This is a genomic window from Streptosporangium amethystogenes (assembly GCF_000721075.1).
In the GTDB taxonomy this organism is placed as follows: domain Bacteria; phylum Actinomycetota; class Actinomycetes; order Streptosporangiales; family Streptosporangiaceae; genus Streptosporangium; species Streptosporangium amethystogenes.
The window spans coordinates 602,410-626,586 of the sequence record NZ_JOEQ01000005.1; the positions used below are offsets into that span (position 1 = coordinate 602,410).

Here is a 24,177-nt window from a genome sequence, read left to right on the forward strand (position 1 = left end):
TAATTCCTCCCGTTATGTGGAGTTTGGTCCACGCAATCCCTTTCTCCGCTGTGGGAGGAAGTAAACATGTCCGATGCCCGGACCCGGCCGGACTCGGCGCCGATCGGCCGGTGACAACGCCTCCGCGGCACGGGCGGGCCATTGGAATCCGGTCCGGGGCGCACCGCGCCGGCGTAAGGGGCGGAGACGGTGTGGTGAGCGTCATGTGTGGCGAGATCGCCCTCGGACGTCGCGCGATGAGGGGGGGGACATCCATGCCTCGCGAGTGAGACCGCCGTCTCCGGCGTAAAAACGAAATGATCGGTTCTCTGCTTTCAGCGGAAAGCGCTCACAGCGAACGAACGGAAATCATGCTTCCGGGCGGGGCTATGGTCACGGGTGTTCGTTATTCGCAAACCTCGGGTTCGGAGTAGGTGGAGAACATGAGCGGTCCCCAGATCGTCCCCGAAGACCAGCTGTACCAGCGGCTGCTGCGCAAGCGGATCGTCGTGCTCGGCAGCGAGGTGAACGACGAGGTCGCCAACCGGATCTGCGGGGAGTTGCTCCTGCTCTCCGCCGACGACGAACAGCGCGACATCTGGCTCTACATCAACTCACCCGGCGGTTCGGTGTCGGCGGGCATGGCCATCTACGACGTGATGCAGTACATCCCCAACGACGTCGCCACCGTGGCCATGGGCATCGCCGGGTCGATGGGGCAGTTCCTGCTCTGTTCGGGTGCGCCCGGCAAGCGTTACGTGCTGCCGCACGCCAGAGTGATCATGCATCAGCCCTCCGGGGGGCTGGGCGGTACGGCTGCCGACATCGCCATCCAGGCCGAGCAGATGCTCTACACCAAGCAGATGATGCGCGAGCGGATCGCCTTCCACACCGGCCAGCCGCTGGAGCGGATCGAGGAGGACTGGGACCGCGACCGCTGGTTCACCGCCACCGAGGCCAGGGACTACGGTTTCGTCGACCAGGTCATCAGGAACACCAGCGAGGTGGTGTCCGAGAAGTGATATTCCGTTCCCGAGGCGATTTTCACCTGGGATGGTTTTCACGGAGAGCGAGCCCGCGCTCCGCGTGGAATAGCGTGGCCTCATTTCCGGCCGCTGCCGGAAATGAGGCCACGGGGTAAAGCGCCGTCGGTCGTTCTCGAACGCTTCCTCCGCGCTTCCCCGGCTGTTCGGCCGGCCTTTTCCGGCCGCTGACCGGCGTACTCGGCCGCTCCGTCAACGGTGGCAGAGTAGGCAGCGTACGGCGTGCTCGAGAGACTCGGCGTCGGTCATGGGCGAGGGCCAGGGGAGCCGGATCAGAGTCGGGTCCTCGACGCCGCAGCGGACCGTCGCGCCGAAGCGGTCGAGCTCCCAGAGCCAGGCCCCCGGCACCGGCTCGGCGAGCAGGGAGCCCAGTGCGGTTTCCAACTGCCTGCGATGGGCGCCGTTGACGTGCTGGACCATACGCTCGGCCTCGCCCATCAGCGGGTCGGGGGTGGCGCCGAGATACTCCTCGGCGTCCAGCACACCTGACTCGGGGCCGGTCAGATAGATCACCCTGCTGACGTCGACACGTAGCAGCCTGGGGCCGTCCGTCCCCTCCAGCACCTCGAACAGCGCCTCGTCGGGGCAGCGCTCGGCGATCGCCACAGCGGTCCGCCGTACCTCGGCCACGGGCACGGCCTGTGCCCATCCCTGCACCTTGAGCAGGCCGCGCGAGAGCTCGTGCTTCCCCAGTGAGCGGTTCGACGTCAGGTCCACGGTCACCACGGGCTCATCTCGGGCGTCATAGAGCGGATCGCCCGGTAGGACGAGCAGCACCGGCCGGCCGGCGGTGTCCACGCCCCCTCTGGCGGGCAGCGCGGGGCTGGTGTCTCCGGCGATGGACACGTGGGTGGGAGCGGCGCCGGCGGCGAGGGTGCGGACCCGCTCGGGGATCGGCGGGGCGATGACTGGCGGCATGGACCGGCTCTCCTTGAGGTCGGGGAGAAACTGCTGTATAAGATTAGCCTTGCCTAACTAAGGTAAACCTAACCATAGAGGAGCGAGCATGCGCTACACCGGACCGAAGGTGCGTCTGTCCCGCCGGGCGGGCGTGCCGCTGACCCGCAAGGCCGTCCGATACTTCGAGGAGCGCCCCTACCCGCCGGGTGAGCACGGTCGCAAGACCAACCGGCGGCAGACCGGTGACTACGGGCTGCGGTTGATGGAGAAGCAGAAGCTGCGCTGGTACTACGACGTCTCCGAGCGCCAGATGCGTCGTTACTGGGACCTGGCGCTGCGCGGCGGTGGCCGTGCGGGCGCCGAGCTGGTGGTGCTGCTGGAGACGCGTCTGGCCTCCCTGGTGCTACGGTCCGGCCTCGCCCCGTCCATCTACGCGGCCCGGCAGTACGTCGCCCACGGTCACATCACCGTGGACGGCCGCAAGGTCGACATTCCCAGCTATCTGGTCAGGCCGGGCCAGGTCGTCGCGGTGCGCGAGAAGTCGCGCCGGATGCAACCCTTCGTCGCCGCCTCCGAGGGGGTGTACGCGGACGACAGGGGCGCCGCCTATCTCGGCGTCGACCACGCCGAGCTTCGGTTCACCCTGCTGGGCCGCCCACTGCGCGAGCAGGTCGTGGTCCCGGTGGACGAACAGCTCGTGGTGGAGTTCTACTCGCGCTGACCCGACGCCGGTCAGCGGCGCCGGCCCGCCACCTTCCGGGTGGCGGGCTTTCTCACGCCGTTGCCTTCCGCGCCGTTGTTCCCCGCGCCGTTGCCTCCCGCACCATTGCTTCCCGTACCGTTGTTTCTCGCGCCGTTGCTCCCCGCGCCGTTGTCTCCCGGCCTGCCGTTCGCGGCCGTACCCGGATCGCTGCCGCGCGTCGCGGGGACCTGGTCCCGCAGTTCCCGCACCTCGGCCCGGAGCGCGGCCAACTCGGCGAGCACCGTTCTCCCCAACTCCGTGGTCGCCTGCACGGACTCCTCGGTGTGCTCCTCCTCCATCGCGCTGACCACCACCGCGATGAACAGGTTCAGCACCACGAACGTGCACACCAGCATGAACACCACGAAGAACACCCACGCCTCCGGGTGCTCGACCATCACCTCGCGGGTGATGTCGGACCAGGCGTCCCCGGTCATCATCTGGAACAGGGTGAACAGCGAGGTGGGCAGGTCGCCGAAATACTCAGGAGCGGTGGTGTGGTAGAGCTTCGTGCCCATCACCGCCGCGACGTAGAGCACAAGTCCCAGCAGCAGCACGATCGAGCTCATCCCCGGCATCGCGGTGAGCAGCGCGGTCACCACCCTGCGCAGGCTCGGCACCACGGAGATCAGCCGTAGCGCCCGCAGGATCCGCAGCGCCCGCAGCACCGAGAGTCCACCCGCGGTGGGCAGCAGCGAGACCGCCACGATCGCGGCGTCGAACAGGTTCCACGGGTTGCGGAAGAATCGCCAGCCCTGGGCGTAGAGCTTGACGGCCAGTTCGGCGACGAAGATGTAGAGCGCCAGATGGTCGATCACGGTGAGCGCCGTGCCGTACCGCTCGACGGCCGTGGCCGAGGTCTCCAACCCGAGTGTGGCCGCGTTGATCACGATGATGGCGGTGATGACCTGCTGGAAACGGGAGGTTTCCAGCAGGGTGCGGAGACGCTCGCGCGTCGACACGGAGGGCTCCAGGGGGTCGGAGGGCCAAGGACAAGGCAAGATCGTAACGCCTTGTCGACGGTCCGGCTCCGCCGGGAAGGCGGGTCAGGTCACTCCGGGGCGCTCCGCGGCCCGGCGCAGTAGTCGCCGATGCCGGACTCCAGGAGTTCGAAGCCACGCTCGGCCTGCCGTCGCAGGTCGGGGGCGATGGCATTGAGGTCTTCGCCCGCGAGCATGCGCTGGACGGCATGGGTCATCAGCCTGTGCAGTACCGCGCAGATCTGGGCGGCGGCGAACGCGGGGGTGAGGTCGTCCGGGTCGGCGTTGGTCTCGTCGGCGAGTGTCCTGGCCAGGGCCTGCTCGCGCGCCGCGTTCATCTCCCTGATCCGGGCGTTGAGGGACGGGCTCTCGGCGACCATGCGGGTGAAGGCGTCACTCCCCTCGTGGAAGCCGTAACGGTGGTGCCGGCTGTCGAGTGCGTCCAAGAAGTCGCGGCGCAGCGCCTGTAGAGCGCTCTCCCGCGGCCTCCGCTCCCGGACGACCCTGCTTGGCAGGTCCTCCACCTCCCCCTGCCGGTCGAAGAGCAGGTCCTCCTTGGTGCTGAAGTAGTTGAAGACCGTGTTGACCGACACGTCGGCGGCTCTGGCCACCTCGGCCACCGTCACGTTGTCGAAGCCGTTCGTCACGAACAGCCACATGGCGATGTCGGAGATGCGCTGCCTGGTCTCCCGTTTCTTGCGCTCACGCAGGCCCTCGCTCATGAGGTCATTCTATGGGGTCGGATAAATTTTGCAGTGACACCAAATTTGGTGTTACTTTACCAATGGAGGCGATCAAATGATCAAGACATCAGCTCTGAGCAAGACCTTCCCCGGCGGTGTCGAGGCCGTCCGGGGCGTCGACCTGACGGTGGAGGCCGGGGAGATCGTCGGGTTCCTCGGTCCCAACGGCGCGGGAAAGACGACCACGATGCACATGCTGACCACACTGCTCCGTCCCACCGGGGGCAGTGCCACGGTTGCCGGGCACGACCTGATCACCGACCCGAGGGGCGTGCGGCGGAGCATCGGCTACGTGTCCCAGGGGGGCGGGATCGCCCCGGCGAACCCGGTGGGGGAGGAGTTGGAACTCCACGCGATGCTCTACGGCATGCGCCCGGCCGAGGCGCGGGACCGGGTCGCCGAGGTGCTCGGCCGACTCGAACTGACCGCACTGCGGGAGCGGCCGGGCGGGGCTCTCTCCGGTGGCCAGCGCCGCCGGTTCGACCTCGCGTTCGGGCTGGTTCACAACCCGCCACTGCTCTTCCTTGACGAGCCCACCACGGGCCTGGACCCCCAGAGCCGGGCCGTCCTCTGGGACCGGATCAGAGACCTGCGCGACGATGCCGGCCTCACGGTCTTCCTGACCACGCACTATCTCGAAGAGGCGGACATGCTCGCCGACCGTCTGTTCGTCATCGACCACGGGGTGATCGTCGCCCAGGGCACCCCGGTCGAGCTCAAGGGGGGCACCGGCACCCTCGACGATGTCTTCCTGTCCATCACCGGCCGCTCGCTGAGAGACGATCCGCCGGGCGGTGAGCCGCCCGGCGGTCCCAGCCGGGCAGGCGTAACGGCTTTCGAAGCCTGTGCCGCCGACCGAACGACCGAGGGCTCGGCGCTCACCGCTGGAACGGCAGGCGAGCGGCGAGGGGTCTGCGCGGCGGGTGAGGAGCGGTGAAAGGCTCGACGGGCATCGTCCGCGACACCTGGCTGATCTTCCGGCACAACGTCCGGATCTCCCTGCGGCAAAAGGCGGGGATCGTCTTCGGGGTCCTGCAACCCCTGCTCTACCTGGTGCTGTTCGGCCCGCTGTTCGCCACGATCGGCACCTGGGAGACGCTGATCCCCGGCCTGCTGATCCAGGTCGGGCTGTTCAGTGCAGGTCTGTCCGGCTTCGGCATCGTGTTCGACGCCCGGGCGGGTGTGCTGGACCGGCTGCGGGTCACCCCGGCACACCGTGTCTCGCTGCTGCTCGGCCGGGTGCTGGCCGGCTCGCTCACCCTGCTGATCCAGTCGATCATGCTGATCGCGGTGGGTTACGCCTTCGGCCTGCGTGCGGCGCTCCCCGGCGTGCTGCTCGCGCTCGCCCTGATGACGCTGCTCGGGGTCAGCCTGGCCGCGCTCTCCAACGCGATCGCGCTCGTCATGGATCCCGACGCGTTCGCGCCGGTCATGAGTACGGCGGTGGTCCCGCTGGTCCTGCTGTCCGGCGCGTTCCTGCCGATGTCGATGGCGCCCGGCTGGCTGGACACGCTGTCACGCCTCACGCCGTTCCGCTACGTGCTGGAGGCCATACGAGAGCTGTTCGTCGGCCACTACGCGACGACGACCGTGGTCGCGGGCATCGCCGTGACCGCGGTCCTCTCCGTGCTCTGTGTCCTGGTGGGCACCCGCGTCTTCAACCGAGAGAACGCCTGACCGTCGAGATCGCCGGATACCGCTCCTCCGCCACGAACCCGGCCTGGCGGTACGCGTTCAGCGGGCCAGGTCGCGGGGGTGTCCCAGCAGCGCACCGTGCCGGCTGAGAAGCCGCGTGATGACCGACGTCAGCCGATCCCTGTCGGCGTCCGGCAGTTCACCCGCCAGGGCGTCCAGGCGCACGGTCACGTCGCGGTGCGCCTCGACGGCGAGCCGCGTGCCCTCGTCGGTCAACGCGACCTGGCAGGCGCGCCGGTCGCGGGCGTCACGGGCCCGGGCGACCAGACCGCGACGCTCCACCCGATCCACGAGCCCGGTGAGGCTGGACCTCTCCAGGTGCAGGAACCGGCTGAGATCGGTCATGCCGACCGTGGTGGTTCCCGCCCTGCGGCTGCTGGAGCGCGAGCTGGGCACCACCCCCACCTGGTCGGCCTGGATCCTCAGTGCCTTCCTGCTCTCCAGCGCCGTGCTGACCCCGCTCCTCGGCCGGATGGGAGACCCGTACGGCAGGCGGAGAGTGATGACCGCCGTGCTCGTCGCCTACGCGGTCGGGATGGCCGGAGCGGCGCTCGCCCAGAACATCGGCCAGCTCATCGCCGCCCGCGTCGTCCAGGGGGCGGCACTGGCGGTGGTGCTGCTGTCGATGGCGATCCTGCGCGAGGCGCTGCCCCGTGAACGGCTTCCGTTCGCGATGGGCCTGGTCTCCGGCATCGTCGGAGCCGGAGGAGGGACGGGTCTGGTGGTCGGCGGGCTGCTGGCCGATGGTCGCCAGGGAGCGGGCCTGATGTTCCGCCCGGAGCCGGAGCAAGGAGATCCGGCGATCCCGTCCCGCGGGCCGACCTCAAGGTGGCCGGGCCGGTCCGGCGGCACGCGCCGCGCCCCCGGTCGGCTCTGACACACGACGACCTCCGGGGCCTCCGGGAGGCTCAGGCCGGAGGGCCGTACGGCTCGATCCTCGGATCGGCGTAGGGGCCCTCGCCCGCCGCGGGATCGACGCGGCGGGCCGCGGCCTCGGTCACCCGCAGCCCGTACAGGCCCTGATCGGGGTCGATGAGCACCAGGCCGTAGCCGGTGTCGACCTCCTCCTCCGGCAGCCTCAGGTGCCGCATGGCCTGCGCGAGCGTCGCGTCGGGCGGGAGCCGTACGGTGATCAGGAGCATGACCTCACGGTACGCGTTCGGCGCGGCGCCGCAACGAGGGGTGCCGGTAAGAAATGTGTCATGAGCCCCAAACGAGCTTGATCGCGGGACCAACGACTTGAGCGTCAGGCACTGGGGCTGAGGACAGCTTCCTCCACTTCCAGGAGCGGCAGGCCCGCCGCGTACCGCCGGAAGAAACCGGCGGTCGGGGTGTCCGCGGTCGCGACGGCGTCCGGGGTGCCCTCCGCGACCACCGCACCCCCTTCCGGACCGGCTCCCGGCCCCAGATCGATCACCCAGTCCGCGGACGCGGCGACGGGGATGTCATGTTCGGCCACGACGACGGTGTTGCCCGAGTCGAGCAACACATCGAGCGCATCCACCACACGCTGGATGTCAGACGGGTGCAGGCCCGAGACGGGTTCGTCGAGAACGACAAGGCCGGCCTTGCGGCCCGCTGCACCGCGCTGGATCGCGGACGCCAGCTTCAGCCGCTGCGCCTCACCGCCGGACAGCTCTGTGGCGCTCTGGCCGAGCTGGAGATAGCCAAGCCCGACCTGGTTCAAGGCTCCCAGGGTTTCCGCGAGTTGCCGGGGTTCGGAGAACCGCTCCACAGCCTCGGCGACGGTCAGCTCCAGCACCTGATCGATGGCCAGCCCCTGATACCTGATCTCCAAAGCCTCCGGCTTGTAGCGCCGACCCTCGCACGCGTCGCAGACCACCCACACATCCGGCAGGAAGTGCATGTCGACCAGCTTGCGGCCATAACCGGTGCAGGTTTCGCAGCGGCCGCCACCCGCGGTGTTGAAGCTGAACCAGGAGGCATTGACCCCGCGTCCGCACGCCACGTCGGTTTCGGCGAACAGCTTGCGGACAATGTCGAACGCCTTGCTGTAGGTGGCCGGGTTCGACCGCGGCGTCCGCCCGAGCGGTTCCTGATCGACGACCGCGACCCAGTCGAACCCCTCCAGACCGGTCACCTGTCGCACCGTGTCGGTCGCCGTCCCGTTCAGGGCGGCCTCCACGCTCGCCGCGAGCGCGCCGAGCAGGCTGCTCTTGCCGCTGCCGCTCACCCCGGTCAGGCAGGTGAGCCGACCGGCGGGGAAACGCACCAGGTCCGCGGTCACGTTGTGCGCACGCAGGCCGTGCAGCTCCACCCAGCCGGTGTCATCCCCGGCCGGACGCCGGGTCCGGCGCAGCCGCGGCCCCTTACCGGCCAGATAGCGCCCGGTCAGCGACTCCGGGTGGGCGGCCGCGTCGGCGGGAGGCCCCGACACCAGGATCTCACCGCCGAGGCGGCCCGCGCCGGGCCCCATATCGATCACCCAGTCGGCCCGGGCGATCAGTTCAGGGTCGTGCTCGACCAGGAGCACCGTGTTGCCGGCCTTGCGTAGCTCCAGGGCGATATCGAGCAGGTGCGCCTTGTCCGCCGGATGCAGTCCGGTCCCGGGCTCGTCCAGGACGAAGATGATGCCGCTCAGCTCGGTGCTGAGCTGCGCGGCGAGCCGGGTTCGCTGCAACTCACCCCCGGACAGCGTCGCCGCGCTCCGGGACAGCAGGAGATGGGCCAGGCCGAGCCGGTCGAGGATCCCGAGCCTGCGGCCCAGGTCCTGCAGCAGCGGCTCACCCACCTCGCGCTGCCGGGCGTCCAGGCCGCCGGCCACGAGCTCCGCCCAGCTGCGCACTTCCCGTACATCCACCTCGAGCAGGTCGGGATAGGTCAGCCCGCCGAGCCGCACGGACCGGGCCACCTGGTCGTACCCGCTGCCGCCGCAGGTGCCGCACGGCTGCTTGCGCATGTACGGCAGGTAGCGCTGCTTGGCGCTGGAGGTCTGGGCGTTCACGAACACCCGCTCCACCTCGGCGAGCGCGCCCCGCAGCGGCTGGCTCGAGGTGTAGGTCACCGAGACCGTCTCCTTCTTGTTCGACATGTCGACGGTCGCTTCGACCTTCTCCTCACCCGTGCCGTACAGCACACAGCGGCGGAACTCCTCAGGCAGCGACTGCCATGGCCGACCGAGGTCCACACCCCGCTTCTCAGCAAGCGCCGGTACGAACGCGTGCTCCCCCGACCGCCACTTCGCGTACCAGGGCGAGGCCCCCGCGAAGAGTGGAAGCTCCGGATCGGTGATGACCAGGTCCTCCTGCGCCTGCCAGCGCCCGCCCACTCCGTGGCAGTCCGCACAGCTCCCTTCCGGCGTATTGCGGTTAAAATGAGCGGTCGTCAGATGCCCGTCCCCACTTTCCGCCGCCGGGTCCGCGCCGATCCCCGGAAGGCGCGAGTACAACAGCCCCAGATGTCCGTCGATACCGGTGATCGTCGCGACCGTGGACCGGGGGTTGCGGTTCAGACGGCGCTGATCGACCGCGAGCGTCGCGCCGAGTCCCAGGATGCGGTCGACCTTCGGCCGATTGCGCTGGGTGATGTACTGCCGCACGAACGGCGAAAGCCCCTCCAGATACCGCAGCTGGGCCTCGTTGTGCAGGGTGTCGATGGCCAGTGAGGTCTTGCCGCTGCCGCTCACTCCGGTGAAGGCGATGAGCCGCCCCTTGGGGATGCTCACCGACACGTCCCGCAGATTGTTGGTACGAGCCCCCACCACCTCGATGGCCTCGTACCCCATACTCGCAACGTCCCGTACGAACGCAGTCAACCTTCGTCCATCCTCTCGTAACACAGCAGAACATGGGCGGACAGGCACCCCACCCATGCCGAACAAACCGATCACGCCACTACGCGGTGGCCGCTCGTCACAATGGTGCTGAGCGGCCGCTTCACCAGGTCTCTCAGCACGTGGCCGGTCTCGATGCGGCCCGTGCTGCGGATCAGGACCGGGACACCGCGGTGAGCTTGTCGATGTTGCGCGCCGTGCCGAAGTGCCACTTTCCGCGCGGGAAGTGCCCGTCCACACCGCTGATCCGCGGCTCGCCCTTCGCCGTCACGGTGGACAGGGCGAGGGGGCACATGCCGGTGAGGACCCCGGTGAGCTGCTCCGCGGTCAGGGTGCGCTCGCTGTTGATGATCGAGCGGAGGTGCGAGGTGGAGCGGGAGAGCGAGGCGTCGAGGGGAGCTCGAAGCTCTTTGAGATCTTCTGGTGTTTCGCGCATCGCGGTCCTTGTCTATCCGTGGGGCTCCGGTCCACGCCCCCATCGGCGCCGACCGGTGAACCCATGATCGATCTAAAACCCGACGTCTTGTGTCATGTTTTTTCATCCGTTGGACTTGTCGGTAGCCGCCCAGATCGGCGAGCGGTCGGTCACGTGGTCTCGATGACGCCCCCGGTCTCGCGGCCGGGGTGGCGGCCGTTCGTGGGTGTTCCGGTAGGAGATCCCCTTACGGAACACCATCGCCTGCGCGAGGAGCGCGGTAGGCGCCCGGCGGGTGCCGGAGGAGGGCAGCCTCGTTTCCTGCGGGCCGATCTTGGCGCGGCGTGAGGCCGGGAACTCGCGATCTCAGCGGCATGGTCCACATCTGCCAGGTCAAGCGGCATCCCGCGGCGGAGGGGCACCCTGCCAGTACACCTTTCATCAGCGCCTTTGGTGGGTACCGGCCACCTCACCGGGCCTGGCGTTCGCACGCGAAGGCGCCGCCGTCGTGGTCGCCGACGTCACCGCCGGCGACAACGAGGACACCATCCGCATGATCGTTGCACAGGGCGGCCGGGCGCCGGCGGTGACCTGCGACGCCACCGGCGACGACGACGTGCGGGTGGTTCTGGACACCGTGATCGGCCAGTTCGGGCGCATCGACATCGCCTTCGACGACGCCGGCGTCGAACAGCCTGTCAAACCGCTCACCGAGCTCACCGAAGCTTCAAAGGCATCTACACCTGCATGAAACATCAGATCCCGCCCGGGAGTGTCGACGGCGCCGCAGGCGTGGCCGGTCAGCGGCGAGGAGAGAGGCGGAAGACGCGCAGTTCGCGGTCGCCCGCCCGCTCGGTGTAGCGCTCGTAGACCGGCCAGGCCCCGACCAGCCGCGCCCAGGCGTCGGCCCGTTCGTCACCCGTCAGCAGGCGGCCGGTGACCGGTGACACCCGGCCCCGGAAGCTCACCGTGGCCTCCGGGGTCGCGATGAGGTTGCCACTCCAGGCGGGGTGGTTCGGGCGGCCGAAGTTGGAGCCGACCAGCAGGAAGCCGCCGTCCTCCTCGGGCAGGCAGGAGACCGGCGCGACGCGCGGCTCGCCGCTTTTGCTGCCGGTCGTGGTGAGGATGAGGGTGGGCAGCATCTGGTCGCTCAGCACGACCCTGCCCCGGGTCAGGCGGTGCGCGGCCTGGTCCATTCCGGGCACGATCCCGGGCGCGATCCTGGCGAAGGCGTCGGTCGCCGACAGCCACTGGACGAACGGCCTGAGCATCCCGATGAGGCGTCGGCCCACAGCGGTCTCGCAATCTCTCGCCCCGATCCGGCGTGCGTCCCACCGTAAGACGTAGCAAGCGCTAGGTCAATGCTCGGGCTCGGACGTTCGGCAGCGGGAGGCGTCCACGACATCTTCATGGACCAGGCCCTCCTCGCGCGTGGTGCCGGCCGGGGGACCGTACGGCTCGATCCGGCCCGCGCGAGCGTCGCGTCGGGCGGGAGCCGTACGGTGATCAGGAGCATGGCCTCACAGCGCGCGTTCGGCGCGGCGTCGCAGCGAGGCGAGGATTCCGGCGGCGTCGACGACGCCGTAGCCGTGGTCGTGGTCGAAGCCGATGTCGCTCCGGTCGTCGGCGGTGCGCCGGAGCAGGGTGCGCAGCTGGGCGGGGGACAGGCGGGAGGAGGGCCACCGGGTGCGCACTGCCGCGACCAGGCCGGCGGTGACGGGGCACGCGGCCGAGGTGCCCGAGTCCGCCTCGTCGTCGCCGAAGGCCCGGGAGCCGGAGAAGTGGGTGTAGGCGCACAGGTCCGGCTTGCGGGCGACGAGGCGGCCCGGCCCCTGAGAGGAGTAGCCGACCCGCTCGCCACGGGTGTCGACGCCGCCGATCGACAGGACGCGTGGGTGGGAGTTGGCGCCGGTGATCGGCCGGTCCGGATACGCGCACCGGCCGTCGGGGCAGTCGCGCCCGCAGTTCCCCGCGGCGAACAGCACGTCGGCGCCCGCCCGCTCCAGGCTGGAGACGATCAGGTTGAACGGGTGGGCCGGGTTGTCGGAGTAGTTGCCGGGATGGCCGACGGGGAAGTCCCAGCTGGGAGAGAAGGAGCCCCAGCTGTTGCTGACGACCAGGGACCGCGAAGCGGCGGGCTGGGCCTCCAGGACGGTGCGCAGGTGGGCGAAGGCCGCCACCGCGTCCGACAGCAGGCCGTCCAGGGCCGAGCCACCGGGGCGCCGGGAGAGCAGCACGGGCACGTCGATCAGTGACGCCCTCGGGGCGGCGATGAGCGCGTCGAAGGCGCACATCGTGCCGTGGTCGACAGGGAACTCACCCGCCCTGCCCTGCACCCCCGACGGTTTCCAGCTGCGTCGCTCGTCGACGGTGACATCGCGGCCGAGGTGCCGGGCGACGTGCGCGGAGTTGATCCCGGTGTCGAGCACCGCGAGCGCGACGCCCGAGCCGTCGAGGCCGTCACCGGACAGCTCGGCGACGCGGAGCAGCCGCTCCACGTCACGCCAGTCGCCCACCGGGGGCGTGCCGCCGCAGGTGAGGCCCCGCTCGATCATCGGGTCGGCGAAGACGCCCACGACGTCGGGGCGGAGCGTGGGCAGCAGAGTGATCCGGGTGGATGTCTCGTCGTCGGAGATCTCCCCGCGGACCAGGACGGAGGCCTCGTCGGCGGCGAAGGAGAACGTCAGCGGCTGGTTGAGCGAGAGAGGGTCGCCTCCGGCGCCGGGCACCGGGCGGGGGACGACGACGGGTGAGAAGGAGGGGTCCACGACGACCCCCGGCAGCGGGTCGGCGACGTCGGCCGCCGCCGTGCTCACCGAGGGGTCGGCCACGGCCGCGACGACGTCGGGGGAGGGGCGGAGCTGGAGCAGGACTCGCATGTGCACCACCGGGACTCGGGGGATCGGATCCCACCACATTCCTGCATCCACCTTGAGCACGTCCAGCCGCTGAAACCACCCTCTATCAGGCTCCACACCACCTAACCGGCGCAAATGGCGAGGGTGGATTTCCTTCCCTGAGCGGGTGCCGGTCACTAGCGTTGGACGGCATGACCGCAGCGGCGGAGACGACGCCAACCTCCCATTCCGATGTCCGGCACACGCACTGGCTGGGTACCCGTCCCAGGCTGATCGTGGCCAGTGGTTTCATGCTCTTCCTGGAACTGGCCCTGATCCGGTGGACCGGGTCGAACATCGTTCATCTGAGTTACTTCACCAACTTTGTCCTGCTGGGGTCCTTCCTCGGTATCGGGCTTGGCTTCCTGCGTGTGGGGCGCAGCACCCGGCAGCCCTACTACTCGCCGATCGTGCTGGCGGTCCTGGTCCTGGTCGTGCTGCTCTTCCCGGTGACCGTGGACCGCCAGACCGAGGGTGTCCTGTACTGGACGAGCCTGAGCGCCAGCGGCCCGCCGCCCTGGCTGATCCTGCCAGTGATCTTCGCCGCGGCGGCGATCGTGCTGATGGGCCCGGCCGAGCTGGTCGGACGGTGCTTCCCCGAACTCGAACGGCTGGAGGCCTACCGCTACGACCTGATCGGCAGCCTCAGCGGCATCGGGCTGTTCACCGCGCTGTCGTTCCTCAGCGCGCCTCCGGTGGTGTGGGGGACGATCGCCGCGATCGCCTACGCGGTGCTGCTCTGGCCCCGCAGGGTCTGGGCCCGCGTGGCGCTGCTGGTCCCGTCGCTGGTCATCGTCGGTGCCCTCGCGACGGAGACGCTGACGGCGGGGGCGCTGTGGTCGCCCTACTACAAGGTGACCTACGTGCGCGGTTACTGGAACGACGTGCCGCTGATGGACATCAAGGTCAACGGCATCCCGCACCAGCAGGCCACCCCGGCGAAAAGCCGCCTGGAGTGGGAGCGCCAGTACGCCCTGCCGTACGAGCGGGCCGCCTCCGGCAGGCTGGACGACGTGCTGATCGTGGGCGCGGGCAGCGGCACCGACGTGTCGATCGCGCTGTCCAAGGGCGCCAAGCGCGTGGACGCCGTGGAGATCGACCCCAAGCTGTTGGAACTCGGCCGTTCCCACCACCCGGACAGGCCCTACGACGATCCCCGGGTCACCACCCACGTCACCGACGGCCGCGCCTTCCTGGAGAGGACCTCCGGCAAGTACGACCTGATCCTCTTCGCGCTGCCCGACTCGCTCACCCTGGTCTCCGGGGCGAGTTCGCTGCGGCTGGAGAGCTACCTGTTCACCCAGCAGGCGATGGAGGCGGCCAGGGACCATCTCAAGCCGGGCGGGGCCTTCTCGATGTACAACTACTACCGCGAGACCTGGCTGGTCGACCGTCTCGGCGCGACCATGCAGGCCGCCTTCGGCCACAAGCCCTGCGTCGACATCGTCAGCGAGACCGGCCAGCAGGCGGTGATCACCGCGGGCCTCACCACCGAGGCGCAGGCGTGCGGCACCGAATGGGCGGGAGCGACCGCCGACACCCCGCCACCGAGCGGTGACGACCGGCCTTTCCTCTACCTGAAGGACCGGACGATCCCGCAGATCTACCTCATCACCCTCGGATTGATCCTCCTCGTCAGCCTGCTCGCCGTCCGCGCCGTCGCCGGTCCGTACCGCCGGATGCGCCCGTACGCCGACCTCTTCCTGCTCGGCGTGGCGTTCCTGCTGCTGGAGACCAAGAGCGTCACCGGGTTCGCGCTGCTGTTCGGCACCACCTGGGTGGTGAACGCGATCGTGTTCGGCGGGGTGCTGATCGCCGTGCTCGCCGCGGTGGAGGTGACCCGCCGCTTCAGGGTGCCGTCCCTGCCGGTGATGTACGGTGTGCTGCTCGCCGGGCTGGTCCTGGCCTGGCTGGTGCCCAACTCCTGGCTGCTGGGCCTGCCGCTGCCGCTGCGCGCGGTGGTCGCCGTGGTCGTGGCGTTCCTGCCGATCTTCGCGGCCAACGTGGTGTTCGCCAAGCGCTTCGCCGACTCCGCCGATGCCACCGTGTCCTTCGGCGCCAACCTGCTGGGCGCGATGGTCGGTGGCTGCCTGGAGTATCTGGCGCTGGTCATCGGCTACCAGGCACTGCTGATCGTGGCGGGCCTGATCTATCTCGGCGCCTTCGCCCTGCTGCCCAGGACCGCCAGGACCGTCGGGGCCGGTTGAACCGGGGACACGGCCTCGGCGGGCACGGATTCGAGAAAGAAGTGTGGCCCGTCCTCCTCTCGGAGGAGGACGGGCCGGTCGCGCGGGGTGGTCGCTGGACCGGTCAGAACCCGCAGGCCTCGTCCAGCGACTGGGCGGACTTACCGTTCTGGGTGGGGGTCTGGCTCGGCTGGACCGTCGTGCTCCTGGAGGGCTTGGGCGTGGCGGTGGGCGTCGCGCCGCTCGCGCCGGGGGAGGCGGTCACCCCCGCGGCCTGGGGGCGGCGGGCGGGCCGCACCGACTGGCGCAGTGTCCTGGCGGTCGCGGCGCGGATCTTCTGCCAGTCCGGCGAGCCGGTGTAGAACTCCGGCGGCACGAACTGGAGGCTGACGATCCTGGCGTCCTTGACCTTCAGCCCCAGTTCGGTGATGTGCTCAAGCAACTCGCGAGGAATGTCGGTCTTGGCGGACTTCTTGGCCACACCTGCGATCTTGGCGAAGTTGGTGAGCACCACCGAGGGGGTGGCCTGCTGGGCGAAGGCGCCGATGACGCAGCGCTGGCGGGCCATCCGGGAGAAGTCGTCACTGCCGACGCGGGAGCGCCCGTACCAGAGCGCCTCCTCGCCGGAGAGTTTCTGGTATCCGGCCTTGATGGTCCCTGCGGTGCCGTAGAGGCCGCCCCACGGGACGTCGCGCTCCACCTTGATCTTCAGGCCGCCGATGGCGTCGACCAGGTGGGCGAAGCCGTACATGTTCACCAGGGCGTAGTAGTCGATCTTCAGGTTGAGCGTGTAGCCGATGGCGTCCATGAGCGCCGCGGGGCCTCGCTGTCCCGTCTTCTTGCCGGGCACGACCTCGGGGTGGTCCTCGGCGTACTGCCAGACCTCGTTGAGCAGGCCGCCGTTCGGCAACTCGCGCATGAAGCCGTTGGGGAACTGCTTGGCGAGCGGGGTGCCCGGTGTGAAGCGGACGTGCTGGAGGTTACGGGGAAGGCTGAACATGGCGGTGTTGCCGGTCGCGACGTGCACGCTGGCCACGTTCATGCTGTCGGTCCGCACACCTTCCCGGTTCCCGGCCCCGTCGCCGCCGATGAGCAGGAAGTTCACCCGATCGCGCCCGCCCCACGGGTCCTCGTGCTTGACGGGGGCGGCGGTGGGATTGCCCGCGTTGCTCTCGAAGATGGTGTTGGCCGCCTCCTTGAGGGTCAGCACGGTGCTCGCGGTCAGCGCGAACGGCGCCATCACCGACACGCACAGCACGCCCACCGCGATGCCCGACACGATCTGTCCCCGGCCGCTGAGTCTTTGCGGTCCCAGGGAGATGTAGGAGAAGAGCACCAGCAGGAACCAGGCGATCGCCCCGGCGATGGCCAGGACCGCCCCGGTCATCAGCGTGTTGTCCCGGGCGAGGAAGCCCGCGTTTCCTTCGCCGCCGAGGATGAGCGCGCCGACCAGGAGGGCGAGCAGCAACGCACCGAAGATCGTTAGCAGAATGTATCCGGCGCGGCGGCGTCCCGACCGCAGGTGCGCCGCACCGGGGAGGATCACCGACAGCGCGGTCCAGCCGATGAGCGCGCCGACCGTCAGCGGCCTGGCGAAGCGGGGCTGTCCCCCGGCCGGGCGGGACGGTCCGGCGGGCCCCGGACCCGTCCCGGTGTGCGAGAGGGGCCTCCCCTGCCCGTCGTGCGCGCCCTGTGGAGGAAGCGTCTCCTGCCCGTCGGAGAGGCCCTGCGTGCCGGGTTGAGTGCCAGGCTGAGCCTGCGGGGGAGGCGTTCCCCCCCCATCGGGGGCGCTCTGGGCACCGTCGGACACGTTGTGGACCTGGGGCGTGGGAGGGGGAGAGGGAGGCTGCGTTTCGGCCGGACCCTGCGCGCCGCCGTGGTTCGCACCGGAACCCCCGCCGCGGCGCCGGGTGCGCCGTTTCCCGCTTTCGCCGGCGAGATCCCCCGAGTCTTGCCCAAGGCGCATCGTCACACCGCTTCCTACTACGTTTTGCCCCGGTCCACCTGGCAAAACAGCCAAGGCTCCCCGATTGAACGGAATTTGCCAGGATTCTAGTCCCCATACCTGGACATGACAGACAGATGACCAATCTACGGTAAATGGCCTCTTAACCTATGACGCCAGTACGGGGTCGGTACCGGCCGGATATCGCACCGCCATGCCCCGCCCTTCTCTTGACCGATGCGGACACCGGGCGTCGCCCGCCGGAAAGCCGTGGTCACGGGGGTGTCGGGAGGTGGGGCGGGGGGCTCCCCGGGCCGGTGCGGTGCAGGCCGAGGGCGGCCCTGAGCAGCCCTCGCGGGTCGCTCGTCCCCGTGGCGGAGGGTGTCGTCCACCGGCTGTCAAGCTGTCTCCCCGCGAACCCAGGCTCCCGGTGTGCGCTACACGCCGGGACCTTTGCCGAATTTGGGGCGTAAGCATACTGATTTATCATCCGTCACGGATGTCGCTGCGTTCGATTACATTCCGAAATCAGCCGAGGTGATCTCCGCGATGTGCCGGACCGATCCGGGGCTCGTGACCTAGCTTCGAGGCATGAATCTGCAGCAGCTCCGCTATGTGGTCGCGACGGCGGAGCATCGCACCATGACCGACGCGGCCAGATCGCTGTACATCGCACAACCCGCGCTCTCCCGTGCGATCAGGGATCTGGAACGAGAGCTCGGTATGACATTGTTCGCGCGTTCCGGACGTGGCGTGGTCGTCACGGCACAGGGGCGCCGGGTGGTCAAGCTGGCCAGGGAGGCACTCGATGCCGTTCGCGAGATCGAGGCACTGTCCACGCACGGCCACACCTCCGAGGCGGAGCTCCGCATCGCCTCGATACCCAGTCTCGAACCGGGGCTGGCCGGACGCCTTCTCCCCGCGTACACCGCGGAACATCCCGGGGTACGCATTCAGATTGTCCGCTGTGACGGGCGGGACGGCGTGGTGAGCGCCATCAGGGACCAGCGGGCCGACCTCGGCCTGACGGACCTGCCCGTCCCCACCGATCTGGTCAGCCACCCGCTGGAGCGCCAGGAGATCGTGCTGATCTCCCCGCCCGGCGTGGACCTGCCCGACCCGGTGCCGGTGAGGAGACTCAACGGCATGCGTCTGGTGCTGCCGGTTCCCGGCAGCTCCCGGCGCAGGGAGTTCGACGCGCTCTTCGCCAAACACGGTGTGGCCCCCGTGGTGGCGACGCAGCTCGACGAGCGCGGCAACTGGCTGAGCACCGTCCGTTCGGGTACGGCCTCGATGCTCTGGTACCGGGGGATGGCCGAGCAGGCCGCCCGCGCCGGACTCGTGGTCCGCACCCTCGATCCCTCGGTCCGCCGGGTGATCGCCATCGTTCACGCGCGACGGCGGCTGCCCGCCATCGCCCAGGAGTTCCTGTCCGTGGCCGAAAGTGGGTCGGCCGCGTAAGGAGCCCTGAGGCTCGTCAGTTTCCCCCAGAGGCGGCGCAGGTGGGAGCGCCGTCCTCTCCGACACCGGGCTATAGGCTCGGTCTCGATGACTACTCTGCACCTGCGAGGCCGTGAGTTCCGGCCCGGTGAGTTCGCGATCATGGCGGTGGTCAACCGCACCCCCGACTCCTTCTTCGACCGGGGAAGGACCTACGGTTTCGCGGCGGCCCTGGAGGCGGTGGACGGTGCCGTCGCCGGCGGCGCGGACATCGTCGACATCGGCGGCGTCAAGGCGGGTCCCGGTGACGAGGTCGACCCCGCGGAGGAGATCCGCAGGGTGGCCGATCTGGTCGCCGAGGTCAGGCGGCGCCACCCCCGGCTCGTCATCAGCGTCGACACCTGGCGTGCGGAGGTCGGCGAGGTCGTCGCGGAGGCGGGCGCCGACCTGCTCAACGACACCTGGGGCGGGGTCGACCCCAACCTGGCCTCCGTCGCGGCCAGGCACGGCATCGGCCTGGTCTGCGCGCACGCGGGACGGGTCGCCCCCCGCACCCGCCCGCACCGCGTCGCCTACGCCGACGTGGTCGCCGACGTCATCGGCTACACCGTCGACCTCGCCGAACGCGCCGTCGCCGCGGGAGTGTCCAGGGAGTCGATCCTCATCGACCCGGCGCACGACTTCGGCAAGAACACCTGGCACTCCCTGGAGATCAGCCGCCGCCTGGACGAGATGGTCGCCACCGGCTGGCCGGTGCTCGTCGCGGTCTCCAACAAGGACTTCGTCGGTGAGACCCTCGGCGGGCTCCCGGTGGACGAGCGCCACGCGGGAACCATGGCCACGCTGGCGGTCTCCGCCTGGCAGGGCGCCCGGGTGTTCCGGGTCCACGACGCCGCGTCCGCCCGCGCCGCCCTGGCGACCGTCGCCAGGCTCCGGCGATGACGCCGCCGCGCTAGGAGTAGATGACCGACAGGAAGCGGATCAGGACCGCCTCCCGGCGGTCGGCGGGAAGGGCGTCCAGGACGGCGTTGACCACGGCCATCTCCGGCTGGCCGGAGCCGCCCAGATCCACCCCGACCGAGGCCGCCAGCTCGCCGAAGGTCTCGTCGTCCAGTGTGTCCAGGTCCAGTTCCGCGATCAGTTCCACCAGCCCCTCGGGCAACCGCGCGGGGCCGCGCCCGCGGGCCGCCTCCGCCGCCTCCGCGATCACCTCCAGCATCGCCTCGACACCCCGCAGGGTCACCCCGGTCACCGTGATGTGGATGTTGGCCGGGATACCCGCGTACGACAGCTGCGGCTGCAGGAACCACCCCCGCTTCCTGGCCTCGTCGGACAGCACGAACACGTCCACCTCGTCCGAGCCGAAGGCGATCAGTGCGGACTCGGGGTCGCCGAGCACCCGCAGCCCCGGGATCTTCGCGATGCCCTCGCGGAGCGTGCGGGCCGCCGCCAGGGTGGTGCGGCCGAGTTCCAGGTAGCCCTCCCTACCCAGGGCCTGGAAGGTGGCCCACGCGCCGCCCAGCGGGCCGGCGGACTTCGAGCTCTGCACCGTGGCGTTGATCACTGTGTAGCCGGGCCACGACGCCGAGGCGAAGTACGCCCGGCGCCGCAGCGCCGGATCGGCGAACAGCACGACCGACGCGCCCTTGGGGGAGTAGCCGAACTTGTGCAGGTCGCACGAGAGCGACGTGACCCCGGGGACCGACAGGTCGAAGGGCGGAACACTCGCCCCGGCCTCGCGCAGCCAGGGCAGCAGCCACCCGCCCACGCAGGCGTCCACGTGACACGGCACGCCGCGCGCGGCGGCGATCGCGGCTATCTCGGAGATCGGGTCGATCACCCCCTGGGGGTAGGACGGAGCCGAGGCGACCACCAGGACGGTGTCCTCGCTGATCGCGGCCTCGACGGCCGCGGGGGAGGCCCGGAAGGTCACCGGGTCCACCGGCACCGCGTCCAGCACGAGCCCCAGGTAGTGCGCGGCCTTGTGGAAGGCCGGGTGCGCGGTCACCGGGACCGCCATCCGGGGGCGGCCCTCGGTCTTCGCGGAGTCCCGGGCCGCCTTCACCGCCAGCATGATCGATTCGGTGCCGCCGCTGGTGAAGATGCCGCAACCCCCGCCGAGCAGCTCGGCGACCGCGCCGACGACCTGCTTCTCCATCTCCACGACGCTGGGGAACGCCGTCGGATCGAGGGTGTTGACCTCGAGCATCTCGAAGTAGGCCCTGGCGGCGGCCTCGTGCACCTCGGGGCGCCCGGTGTCGTAGACGTAGGCGGTCACCTTGCCGCCGCGCACCGGCAGGTCGTCCCGCTTGAGGCGGGTGATCTCGGCGAGCAGTTCCTCGGTGCTGCGGCCCTTGTCAGGCAGGCTCATCGGTCTCCTCGGGGGGACGGCTCGCACGGCTCGCGTGCCGGAAGGGACGCGGCCCGCAGAGGCCGCAGGGGATATCCCAGGATCATACGGATCCTGGCCCCGCGCTCCCGCCCCCTGGGCGGGCCAAAAGGCGTCAGGGAGGTGGGCCGGGCAGGGCGGCGGCACGGTGGATCATCCGGTGCAGGTGGATACGGAACCGCCGCAGCGCGGCGGGGTCCTCGGGGCCCCGACGGTCGCCGTTCTCGTCGAGCACCCCGCCCTGGCAGAAGCCGTGCACGGACCAGACCATCGACCAGAAGACGTACTCCAGGTCGACGTCGGGGCCGAGGTGCCTCGCCTCGACGCTGGGGGTGATCACGCTGTGGACGTAGGAGATCTGTGGCCGGATGTATCTCCGTTCCAGCTCGGTGAGGTCGCTGGCGTCCGACAGCGCCCTGTGTATCCACAGGGAGGGGAACTCCGGATGGGCCAGGCAGAAGTCGAGGTAGTGGTCGACGATCCGGTGGACCAGCAGTGCCGTCTGCTCGGGGGTCGTGGTGGGGGCGCCGGTCAGCGCCTTCTCCAGCGACGCCCGCTCGGCCTGGTACGTGCGCTCCATGATCTCCAGATAGAGCTCCCGCTTGCCGCCGAACTCCTCGGTGAGGGCCTCGACGCTCAGCCCGGCGGCCTCGGCGATCTGGCTGGTGGTCGTGCTGTCGTATCCCAGGGCGGCGAACAGGCTGGTCGCGACCCGCAGGATCGGCTCTCGCCCGCTGCCGCCACCGGAAGTCATGAATGCGACGTTAGATCCTGATCGATCACCTGACCAAGGAGGTGATTGACAATCCTTGGTCAAGATAGCGGAAGTCGTACGACCGCCCGCAGACCCGGTGAGGCGTCCTCCAGGTGGACCGCGCCGCCGTGGGCGTGCACCGTCTCGCGCACGATCGCCAGGCCGAGACCGGCCCCGCCCTCGTCGCGGCTGCGCGCGCTGTCCAGCCGGGTGAACCGGTCGAACACCCGCTCCCGGTCGAACTCGGGAATGCCGGGCCCGTCGTCGGTGACGGTCAGCACGGCGTCGGCTCCCTCGTCCCGCAACTCGACCAGCACAACGGTGCGGGTGTGCCGCAGCGCGTTGTCGACCAGGTTGACCAGCACCCGTCCCAGATCCAGCGCGTCCCCCGTCGTCACCGTCGGGCCGTCGCCGATCCGCACGGTGACGGCCTGGCCGTACCGCTCGACGGTCTGCTGGACCAGCTGGTCCAGCTCCACCGGCTCCCTGCGCGCCGGTGTGCCGCCGCGCTCGTCCAGGCGGGCCAGCGCGAGCAGGTCCTCGGCCAGCCGGGACAGGCGCATGGTGTCCTCCAGCACGCCCTCGGCCGTCTCCTGCCAGTCCTGCCCTCCGGGATGGCCGAGTGCCACCTCCAGCTGGAGCCGGATGCTCGCCAGCGGGCTGCGCAGCTCGTGGGCCGCGTCCGAGACCAGGGCCCGCTGCCGGATGTCCGCCTTTTCCAGCCGGGCCAGCATCGCGTTCAGCGTGGTGGCGAGGCTGTGCACCTCGTCGCGCGCCTCGGGCACCGGCAGGCGATGGGAGCGAGCGGTGTCGGTGATCTCCTCCGCGCCCCGGCGCAGTGCCGTGATCGGCCGCAGGGTCCCGCCGATGATCACCCAGCTGACCCCGGCGAGCAGGACCAGCAGCAGCGGTGTGCCGACGAGCAGTACGTGCCCGGCCGTGGAGATGCTGGTCTGCACCTCGCTGAAGGGGCGCGCCGCGATCACCGTCCTTCCCCGGTCGGCGCTGAGCACCCGCACTCGCAGCACGTGCGGGATGCCGTACGGCTTCCCGTCCAGGAAACGCGCCTCGGCCGCGCCGATCGCCTCGGCCCGGCCGGCGGCGTTCAGCAGCGGCACCAGCCTGTCGGTGCCGGCGGTGGTGTGGGTGATCCGCCCCGCGCCGTCGATCACCTGCAGGAGCGTGCCGTCCGGCGAGGTCATCTCGTTGGGCAGCCGCTCGGCGTCGGCCAGCGAGACCGTCTCCCTGGCCCGCTGGTAGATCGAGTCGTCGATGGTGCCCAGTAGCGCGTTGCGGAGCACGCCGATCATCACGTACGCCGAGACCACGAGTGCCACCGCCAGCACGGCCGAGGCGACCGCGGTCAGCCGGAAGCGCAGGCTCCGACGCCGCCACAGGCCGACCGCGCGACGCCTTCCCCCCGGTGTCGCGCCGGTCGCCGGAGGCGGTTCGGCCGGGGGAGCCTGGCGGGGCCGGGGCGCGGGATCAGCCGCCATGTCGGCCGTCACGTCAGCCGCCATCGCCGGCCAGCCGGTATCCCGCTCCCCGCACCGTCTGCAGCGCGTTCCTGGAGAACGGCACGTCGATCTTGCGCCGTAGGTAGCCGACGTAGACCTCGACCACGTTGGGGTCGGTGTCGAAGGTGTCCCAGACGTGCTCCAGGATCTCCGTCTTGGAGACCACCTCGTCGTGGTGACGGATCAGGAACTCCAGCAGCGCGAACTCCCTGGGCGTCAGCTCCACCGGCGTCTCGCCCCTGGTGACGCGCCGCCGCGCCGGATCCAGTGCCAGGTCCCCGGCCCTCAGCACGGACGGGCGCCGGTGCGCGCCACGCCGTAGCAGCGCCCTCAGCCTGGCCACCAGCACCACGTACGAGAACGGCTTGGTCAGGTAGTCGTCGGCGCCGAGGTCGAGCCCGTCGGCCATGTCGTACTCGCCGTCCTTGGCCGACAGCATCAGGATCGGCACCCAGTTCTCCTCCGCCCGCAGCTGCTTGCAGACGTTGTAGCCGGAGATCCTGGGCAACATGATGTCCAGCACCACCACGTCGTACTCGCCGTGCCTGGCCTGGTGGAGGCCGTCCTCCCCGTCGTGCGCGAGGTCGACCACGAACCCCTCGGCCTGCAACCCCCGCCGCAGGGCCGCGGCCATCCGCCGCTCGTCCTCCACGACGAGAACCCGCATGATCCACCCCTTCTCTCACCTTGGACGCCCCCATCCTCGACCACCCGGCCTGAGAGGCGGCTGAGAATCCTGTGAGCCCTCTCAGTCTGTCT

The 24,177-nt window shown here is 70.0% G+C and carries 23 protein-coding genes; 9 read left to right on the top strand and 14 right to left on the bottom strand.

The annotated features are described in order from the left end of the window. Window positions 1-422: 422 nt before the first annotated feature. Window positions 423-1,001 carry a ClpP family protease gene (locus IG98_RS0110490; protein ID WP_030909137.1) on the top strand — a complete coding sequence of 193 codons (579 nt, stop codon included), beginning with the start codon at window positions 423-425 and terminating at the stop codon, window positions 999-1,001. 213 nt (window positions 1,002-1,214) lie between these two features. Here the strand turns inward: IG98_RS0110490 and IG98_RS0110495 are convergent, their stop codons facing one another. Further along, window positions 1,215-1,940, bottom strand: coding sequence for a DUF2470 domain-containing protein (locus IG98_RS0110495; RefSeq protein WP_030909140.1), 726 nt, complete (start codon window positions 1,938-1,940; stop codon window positions 1,215-1,217). 88 nt (window positions 1,941-2,028) lie between these two features. Between IG98_RS0110495 and rpsD the strand changes: the two genes are divergently transcribed. Then, the gene (rpsD, locus tag IG98_RS0110500) at window positions 2,029-2,643 is read left to right on the top strand and encodes a 30S ribosomal protein S4 (protein ID WP_030909143.1); all 615 of its coding nucleotides are present in this window, start codon (window positions 2,029-2,031) and stop codon (window positions 2,641-2,643) included. 11 nt (window positions 2,644-2,654) lie between these two features. On the opposite strand, the gene IG98_RS0110505 is transcribed toward rpsD, so the two are convergent. Both IG98_RS0110505 and IG98_RS0110510 read right to left on the bottom strand, forming a co-directional pair. After that, window positions 2,655-3,626, bottom strand: a complete 972-nt coding sequence (locus IG98_RS0110505; RefSeq protein ID WP_342666803.1) for an ion transporter — start codon at window positions 3,624-3,626, stop codon at window positions 2,655-2,657. A gap of 89 nt (window positions 3,627-3,715) precedes the next feature. Then, window positions 3,716-4,366: a TetR/AcrR family transcriptional regulator gene (locus IG98_RS0110510; protein ID WP_037969796.1), complete on the bottom strand. Its 651-nt coding sequence runs from the start codon at window positions 4,364-4,366 to the stop codon at window positions 3,716-3,718. A 76-nt stretch (window positions 4,367-4,442) separates the two neighbouring features. Between IG98_RS0110510 and IG98_RS0110515 the strand changes: the two genes are divergently transcribed. After that, complete coding sequence (locus IG98_RS0110515; protein ID WP_084195248.1) at window positions 4,443-5,324, top strand: ABC transporter ATP-binding protein; 882 nt, start codon at window positions 4,443-4,445, stop codon at window positions 5,322-5,324. Then, window positions 5,321-6,064: an ABC transporter permease gene (locus IG98_RS0110520; RefSeq protein WP_245651484.1), complete on the top strand. Its 744-nt coding sequence runs from the start codon at window positions 5,321-5,323 to the stop codon at window positions 6,062-6,064. Before IG98_RS0110515 ends, IG98_RS0110520 begins: the two co-directional genes overlap by 4 nt. 57 nt (window positions 6,065-6,121) lie before the next feature. On the opposite strand, the gene IG98_RS0110525 is transcribed toward IG98_RS0110520, so the two are convergent. Next, on the bottom strand, window positions 6,122-6,427 hold the full coding sequence (locus IG98_RS0110525) for a MarR family transcriptional regulator (protein WP_051751951.1): 306 nt from the start codon (window positions 6,425-6,427) through the stop codon (window positions 6,122-6,124). On the opposite strand from IG98_RS0110525, the gene IG98_RS44715 reads away from it, so the two are divergent. Further along, complete coding sequence (locus tag IG98_RS44715) at window positions 6,426-6,959, top strand: MFS transporter (RefSeq protein WP_051751952.1); 534 nt, start codon at window positions 6,426-6,428, stop codon at window positions 6,957-6,959. The two genes, IG98_RS0110525 and IG98_RS44715, sit on opposite strands and share 2 nt — an antisense overlap. Before the next feature lie 31 nt (window positions 6,960-6,990). Here IG98_RS44715 and IG98_RS0110535 read toward each other — a convergent pair whose 3' ends face one another. The 3 genes from IG98_RS0110535 to IG98_RS0110545 form a co-directional block, all read right to left on the bottom strand. Further along, entirely contained in the window at window positions 6,991-7,224 is a 234-nt protein-coding gene (locus tag IG98_RS0110535; RefSeq protein WP_030909164.1) for a hypothetical protein, read from the bottom strand. Between the two features lie 104 nt (window positions 7,225-7,328). Continuing rightward, complete coding sequence (locus IG98_RS0110540; protein WP_051751953.1) at window positions 7,329-9,827, bottom strand: excinuclease ABC subunit UvrA; 2,499 nt, start codon at window positions 9,825-9,827, stop codon at window positions 7,329-7,331. 202 nt (window positions 9,828-10,029) lie between these two features. After that, entirely contained in the window at window positions 10,030-10,311 is a 282-nt protein-coding gene (locus tag IG98_RS0110545; protein ID WP_211263929.1) for a hypothetical protein, read from the bottom strand. A gap of 274 nt (window positions 10,312-10,585) precedes the next feature. Here IG98_RS0110545 and IG98_RS54240 point away from each other — a divergent pair, with 274 nt between their 5' ends. After that, window positions 10,586-11,041, top strand: coding sequence for an SDR family oxidoreductase (locus IG98_RS54240; RefSeq protein ID WP_281178458.1), 456 nt, complete (start codon window positions 10,586-10,588; stop codon window positions 11,039-11,041). Between the two features lie 49 nt (window positions 11,042-11,090). Here IG98_RS54240 and IG98_RS0110555 read toward each other — a convergent pair whose 3' ends face one another. Next, window positions 11,091-11,582: a nitroreductase family deazaflavin-dependent oxidoreductase gene (locus IG98_RS0110555; RefSeq protein ID WP_211263930.1), complete on the bottom strand. Its 492-nt coding sequence runs from the start codon at window positions 11,580-11,582 to the stop codon at window positions 11,091-11,093. Window positions 11,583-11,810: 228 nt separating this feature from the next. Then, complete coding sequence (locus IG98_RS0110560; protein ID WP_030909179.1) at window positions 11,811-13,169, bottom strand: S8 family peptidase; 1,359 nt, start codon at window positions 13,167-13,169, stop codon at window positions 11,811-11,813. A 170-nt stretch (window positions 13,170-13,339) separates the two neighbouring features. On the opposite strand from IG98_RS0110560, the gene IG98_RS0110565 reads away from it, so the two are divergent. Next, window positions 13,340-15,394, top strand: a complete 2,055-nt coding sequence (locus IG98_RS0110565) for a spermine/spermidine synthase domain-containing protein (RefSeq protein WP_030909182.1) — start codon at window positions 13,340-13,342, stop codon at window positions 15,392-15,394. 103 nt (window positions 15,395-15,497) lie between these two features. Here the strand turns inward: IG98_RS0110565 and IG98_RS0110570 are convergent, their stop codons facing one another. Beyond that, window positions 15,498-17,183, bottom strand: coding sequence for an LCP family protein (locus IG98_RS0110570; protein ID WP_245651485.1), 1,686 nt, complete (start codon window positions 17,181-17,183; stop codon window positions 15,498-15,500). Window positions 17,184-17,909: 726 nt separating this feature from the next. Between IG98_RS0110570 and IG98_RS0110575 the strand changes: the two genes are divergently transcribed. Continuing rightward, window positions 17,910-18,779, top strand: a complete 870-nt coding sequence (locus tag IG98_RS0110575) for a LysR family transcriptional regulator (RefSeq protein WP_030909189.1) — start codon at window positions 17,910-17,912, stop codon at window positions 18,777-18,779. 87 nt (window positions 18,780-18,866) lie between these two features. Then, complete coding sequence (gene folP / locus IG98_RS0110580) at window positions 18,867-19,700, top strand: dihydropteroate synthase (protein WP_030909192.1); 834 nt, start codon at window positions 18,867-18,869, stop codon at window positions 19,698-19,700. Window positions 19,701-19,710: 10 nt separating this feature from the next. Here the strand turns inward: folP and IG98_RS0110585 are convergent, their stop codons facing one another. From IG98_RS0110585 to IG98_RS0110600, 4 genes are all read right to left on the bottom strand, one after another. Beyond that, on the bottom strand, window positions 19,711-21,129 hold the full coding sequence (locus IG98_RS0110585; protein ID WP_030909194.1) for a pyridoxal phosphate-dependent decarboxylase family protein: 1,419 nt from the start codon (window positions 21,127-21,129) through the stop codon (window positions 19,711-19,713). Window positions 21,130-21,262: 133 nt separating this feature from the next. Continuing rightward, complete coding sequence (locus tag IG98_RS0110590) at window positions 21,263-21,901, bottom strand: TetR/AcrR family transcriptional regulator (RefSeq protein WP_030909197.1); 639 nt, start codon at window positions 21,899-21,901, stop codon at window positions 21,263-21,265. A 59-nt stretch (window positions 21,902-21,960) separates the two neighbouring features. After that, window positions 21,961-23,421, bottom strand: coding sequence for a sensor histidine kinase (locus IG98_RS0110595; RefSeq protein WP_245651486.1), 1,461 nt, complete (start codon window positions 23,419-23,421; stop codon window positions 21,961-21,963). Then, window positions 23,411-24,085: a response regulator transcription factor gene (locus tag IG98_RS0110600; protein ID WP_030909203.1), complete on the bottom strand. Its 675-nt coding sequence runs from the start codon at window positions 24,083-24,085 to the stop codon at window positions 23,411-23,413. Before IG98_RS0110600 ends, IG98_RS0110595 begins: the two co-directional genes overlap by 11 nt. Window positions 24,086-24,177 lie beyond the last annotated feature (92 nt).

Bases quoted from the DNA above. Each gene is read 5' to 3' on its own strand.
- IG98_RS0110495 (WP_030909140.1), bottom strand. From the start codon at position 1,940: ATGCCGCCAGTCATCGCCCCGCCGATCCCCGAGCGGGTCCGCACCCTC.
- IG98_RS0110490 (WP_030909137.1), top strand. From the start codon at position 423: ATGAGCGGTCCCCAGATCGTCCCCGAAGACCAGCTGTACCAGCGGCTG.
- IG98_RS44715 (WP_051751952.1), top strand. From the start codon at position 6,426: ATGCCGACCGTGGTGGTTCCCGCCCTGCGGCTGCTGGAGCGCGAGCTG.
- IG98_RS0110535 (WP_030909164.1), bottom strand. From the start codon at position 7,224: ATGCTCCTGATCACCGTACGGCTCCCGCCCGACGCGACGCTCGCGCAG.
- IG98_RS0110540 (WP_051751953.1), bottom strand. From the start codon at position 9,827: ATGGGGTACGAGGCCATCGAGGTGGTGGGGGCTCGTACCAACAATCTG.
- folP (WP_030909192.1), top strand. From the start codon at position 18,867: ATGACTACTCTGCACCTGCGAGGCCGTGAGTTCCGGCCCGGTGAGTTC.
- IG98_RS0110585 (WP_030909194.1), bottom strand. From the start codon at position 21,129: ATGAGCCTGCCTGACAAGGGCCGCAGCACCGAGGAACTGCTCGCCGAG.
- IG98_RS0110515 (WP_084195248.1), top strand. From the start codon at position 4,443: ATGATCAAGACATCAGCTCTGAGCAAGACCTTCCCCGGCGGTGTCGAG.
- IG98_RS0110560 (WP_030909179.1), bottom strand. From the start codon at position 13,169: ATGCGAGTCCTGCTCCAGCTCCGCCCCTCCCCCGACGTCGTCGCGGCC.
- IG98_RS0110565 (WP_030909182.1), top strand. From the start codon at position 13,340: ATGACCGCAGCGGCGGAGACGACGCCAACCTCCCATTCCGATGTCCGG.
- IG98_RS0110525 (WP_051751951.1), bottom strand. From the start codon at position 6,427: ATGACCGATCTCAGCCGGTTCCTGCACCTGGAGAGGTCCAGCCTCACC.
- IG98_RS0110595 (WP_245651486.1), bottom strand. From the start codon at position 23,421: ATGGCGGCTGACGTGACGGCCGACATGGCGGCTGATCCCGCGCCCCGG.
- IG98_RS0110600 (WP_030909203.1), bottom strand. From the start codon at position 24,085: ATGCGGGTTCTCGTCGTGGAGGACGAGCGGCGGATGGCCGCGGCCCTG.
- IG98_RS0110575 (WP_030909189.1), top strand. From the start codon at position 17,910: ATGAATCTGCAGCAGCTCCGCTATGTGGTCGCGACGGCGGAGCATCGC.
- rpsD (WP_030909143.1), top strand. From the start codon at position 2,029: ATGCGCTACACCGGACCGAAGGTGCGTCTGTCCCGCCGGGCGGGCGTG.
- IG98_RS0110545 (WP_211263929.1), bottom strand. From the start codon at position 10,311: ATGCGCGAAACACCAGAAGATCTCAAAGAGCTTCGAGCTCCCCTCGAC.
- IG98_RS0110510 (WP_037969796.1), bottom strand. From the start codon at position 4,366: ATGAGCGAGGGCCTGCGTGAGCGCAAGAAACGGGAGACCAGGCAGCGC.
- IG98_RS0110590 (WP_030909197.1), bottom strand. From the start codon at position 21,901: ATGACTTCCGGTGGCGGCAGCGGGCGAGAGCCGATCCTGCGGGTCGCG.